Origin of the sequence: Rubrivivax benzoatilyticus JA2 = ATCC BAA-35, assembly GCF_000190375.1 — a bacterium.
GTDB classification, from domain to species: Bacteria; Pseudomonadota; Gammaproteobacteria; order Burkholderiales; family Burkholderiaceae_C; genus Rubrivivax; species Rubrivivax benzoatilyticus.
In genome coordinates this window covers 1-545 of sequence record NZ_AEWG01000147.1, presented here as the reverse complement: position 1 = coordinate 545, position 545 = coordinate 1, and the positions used below count along the sequence as shown (strand labels likewise).

At 79.8% G+C, this 545-nt stretch carries 1 protein-coding gene; it reads left to right on the top strand.

Annotated elements, in window-relative coordinates:
• Positions 1-545, top strand: a 545-nt coding sequence (locus tag RBXJA2T_RS16220; RefSeq protein WP_009858502.1) for an enolase C-terminal domain-like protein, incomplete at both ends; no start/stop codon positions are given.

Sequence of the window (545 nt, the reverse complement as noted above, 5' to 3'; positions counted from 1 at the left end):
ACACGCTGGCCGCACTCGCCGGCAGCGAGCTGGCGCTGCCGGCCGCCGGCACGCCGGCGGCTCGGCTGGACGCCGCGCTGGCGCCGCATGCGGCCCGGCTGGCGCGCACGCCGTCGGCCCGCTTCGCGCTGGAATGCGCGCTGCTGGACGCCGCGTCGCAGGCCGAAGGCCGCAGCGCCGCCGAATGGCTGGCCGGCGGGCATGCATTGCAGCCGGTGCCGGTCAGCGTGCTGCTGCCCGACGACGAACGTGCGCCAGCCGTCGCCGCGGCCGCCGCGGCGCGAGGCCACCGCGTGCTGAAGCTGAAGATCACGATCCCCGGCCGCGGCAACACCGACGAAGACCGGCGGCTGGCCGCAGTGCGCGCCGCAGCCGACGCCGCAGCCGGCCCCGGCACCGTGGCGCTGCGGCTGGACGCCAACGGCGCGCTGGCCCCGGCCGACGCGCCGGCCCGGCTGGCGGCGTTGGCGCAGCACGGCGTCGAGCTGGTCGAGGAGCCCTGCCGGGGCATCCCGCCGCCGCTGCCGCTGCCCTGGGCCGCCGAC